General features: G+C 68.6%; 2 protein-coding genes and 1 pseudogene. 1 reads left to right on the top strand and 2 read right to left on the bottom strand.

The annotated features are described in order from the left end of the window. Positions 1-306: 306 nt before the first annotated feature. Complete coding sequence (locus EBE87_RS28075; RefSeq protein ID WP_120641173.1) at positions 307-510, bottom strand: hypothetical protein; 204 nt, start codon at positions 508-510, stop codon at positions 307-309. A 76-nt stretch (positions 511-586) separates the two neighbouring features. On the opposite strand from EBE87_RS28075, the pseudogene EBE87_RS30660 reads away from it, so the two are divergent. Continuing rightward, positions 587-1,615, top strand: a pseudogene (locus tag EBE87_RS30660) (ISL3 family transposase); the annotation flags it as partial. Positions 1,616-1,681: 66 nt separating this feature from the next. Here EBE87_RS30660 and EBE87_RS28065 read toward each other — a convergent pair. Continuing rightward, positions 1,682-2,759: IS5 family transposase (locus EBE87_RS28065; RefSeq protein WP_120641171.1), on the bottom strand; the 1,078-nt coding region annotated here is incomplete at its 5' end.

The raw sequence follows: 2,759 nt of genomic DNA, 5'->3' as shown, positions 1-2,759 counted from the left end.
CGGTGAGCGTCAGGTGCCAATCTCAGCACGACTTCGCCGTCGAGAGGGGGCGCCCACCCCATCTAATCGGGGTTTCCAGGTCAGGCGCCGAATGGATGCTGCCCACTGTCGGGGTCATGGTTCTCTCCGGGGTCGGTTTGATCCGCCCCACAATGGGCGTCAGGGATGGGGCGCCGCGATGTTTGAGGCGGCCTGATCAGGCGGCGTGCGCCTGAATGGCCAACGGGCTCTGCGCGGTCGCTTCCACCCACCGTCCCGGCAGGAACAGCCTCTCCGCCGGAGCGGAGCCTGGAAGGTGGGTCCGGGTCAGACCATCTTGGTCTCCTCGCGCGTCCACCAGAACTCAGTGCCATCAATCCAGATGCGGCGCAGGATCATTGCGATCTTGCGGGCTACAGCGATGCGCGCCTTCTTGGGCCCGATGCGCTGCATCAGGCGCATGCCCCAGGCCTTGAGCGGTGGGAACCGCCAACCTTTGTAGACACCGGGTGAATACTGGTTCTCCCGCATTTCCCGTGCTGCTGGGTGGTAGGCCCAGCGCCTGGGACGCAGATGAGGCGCCGTCGCCCCACTTGTGAGACCTGTCATGCTCAAGCGTCTGCTGCCCCTGATCCCGGCGGGGTTGCTGGTCCGGCAGATCCTGCCGGCGCCGGGCGGCCTCGTCATTGTGGTCGCGTTGCGGAACAGGGCAGTGGCTTGCCCGGACTGCGGCACTCCCTCGGCGGTGGTGCACAGTCGGTATGACCACCGATTGCAGGATCTGCCCTGGCAGGGCCGCCCGGCGACCTTGCGGATCCAGGCGCGCCGCCTGCGCTGCCGCAATCGGGAGTGTCGGCGCCAGACCTTTGTCGAGCGCCTGGCAGAGGGCGCCGCAGGTGGGGCACGTCGCACCCTTCCGCCGGCCGATCTGCAGCGGCATCTCGGCCTCGCCCTGGGCGGTGAGGCCGGCGCGCGGCTCGCGGCGAGGCTGGCCATTCCCGTCAGTGCTGACACGCTGCTCCGCATGGCCTGTCGGAGTAGTCCGCCGCCAGAGCCCGGGCCGCCTCCACGTGTTCTCGGGGTCGATGACTGGGCTTGGCGCCGCGGCCACCGGTACGGCAGCATCCTCGTCGACCTACAGCGCAACCGGGTGCTTGATCTCCTGCCAGATCGCCAGGCCGAGACCCTGAGCCACTGGCTGAGGCAGCACCCAGGCGTGGAGATCGTCGCCCGCGACCGTGCCAGCACCTACGCGGATGGCGCTCGCCAGGGCGCGCCGGGTGCCGTGCAGGCCGCCGACCGCTGGCACCTGCTCCGTAATCTCGGCGATGCCGTCCAGGCGGTGGTGGAGCGGCACCACGCCATGCTCCGACGGATTGGGCGAGAGGTGGCGGCCGACTGCGCCATCAAGGCGGCGGTGGCTGTTCCTCGCCAAGCCAAGCCCTCGGCGGCCCAGCAGCGCCAGGAGGCAGGACGGGCGAGGCGGCAGGCGCGCTACGAGGAAGCCGCCCACATGCATGCGGCCGGCGCCTCGATGAGCGACATGTCCCGCCAGCTGAACGCCGATCGCAAGACGCTCCGCCACTGGCTGCAGGCCGGGGCGGCTCCAAGCTGGCCCAGGATACCGCGGGGCAGCATCCTGGATCGCCACCGTACCACTCTGGAGCAGCGCTGGGCCGAGGGGTGCCACAACGCCGTTCGGTTATGGCGGGACTGGCCGGCGCCAGCTTTCCCGGCCGCTCCTCGACAGTCCGGGCTTGGGCCACCGGGCAGCGCAGGCGCGATCCCGCAGCATCCCTGGCGGGAGCAGCCAGAGGGCAGACTTGGCAACCGCCAACACTCCGCCGCACCACACGGATACCTCGAAGAACCTGTTGCTGCGCTGTGCTAGCGGGCCTGACAGGCACCTGAGGCAGTGAACTGGCCTTGCTGACGGGATGGCATGACCGGCTGGCGCAGCTCGGGTGCTGAGCCAGGCGAGACGGGTGGAGTTGTACGCCAAGTTGGCCATGCCGATCTTCACCTGGGCCCGGGCCAAGCCGATGGTGCGCACGAACAGTGCCATGCGGTGCTTCTGGGCAGCGAAAACATGTTCGATGCCGGAGCGGATCCGGGCGCGTGATGCACTGGCCTTCGCCTGCTGTTCGGAGAGCTGGCGCCGCGGTGGGCGGCGGAACTGGAGGCGCTCACTCAGCCCTCGTCGCTCCAGGATCTCCAGACTGCGCTTGGTGCGGTAGGCGGTGTCGGCCCAGACGCGGCTGGCGGTGTTCTCGGGATCCAGCAGATCTACAAAACTGCGGCTGTCATGCTGAGCGGCATCGGTGACGGCCCAGCGGCGGATCAGCCCGTACCGCTGGTCGATGCCGATATGGCTCTTGTAGCCGAAGAGGGGCACCGCGATCTGGATGGGCCGGCGCTGCGTGCCTTCTGGTTTGGGCTTGGTCCTGCCGCGCTTGAGCGTCCAGCGGGCATCCCGATCCGTCTGCGCCCGCTTGGCACGGGACCAGCCTTCCGGCGTGCCGCCGTTGCGGATGGTGGCTTTCTCCTCAATGGTGAGCTTCTGGCACGGTGCGGCGATCAGGGTAGCATCAATGATCGGCCCACCCATGGCCAGAAAGCCCTTGGCCGCCAGCACCGCGTCAAAGCGGCGGAACAGCCCCTCGATGGCACCGGCCTGCTTGAGCTGTTCGCGGTAGGGCCAGATCGTCTTGGCATCCGGCACCGCCTGATGCAGGCCAAGACCCGCAAAGCGCATGAAGGACAGCCGGTCCCGCAGTTGG

Source organism: Teichococcus wenyumeiae, from assembly GCF_003696345.1.
Lineage (GTDB): Bacteria > Pseudomonadota > Alphaproteobacteria > Acetobacterales > Acetobacteraceae > Pseudoroseomonas > Pseudoroseomonas wenyumeiae.
The sequence above is the reverse complement of the archived record's forward strand: the minus strand, read 5'-3'. Positions and strand labels throughout refer to the sequence as shown.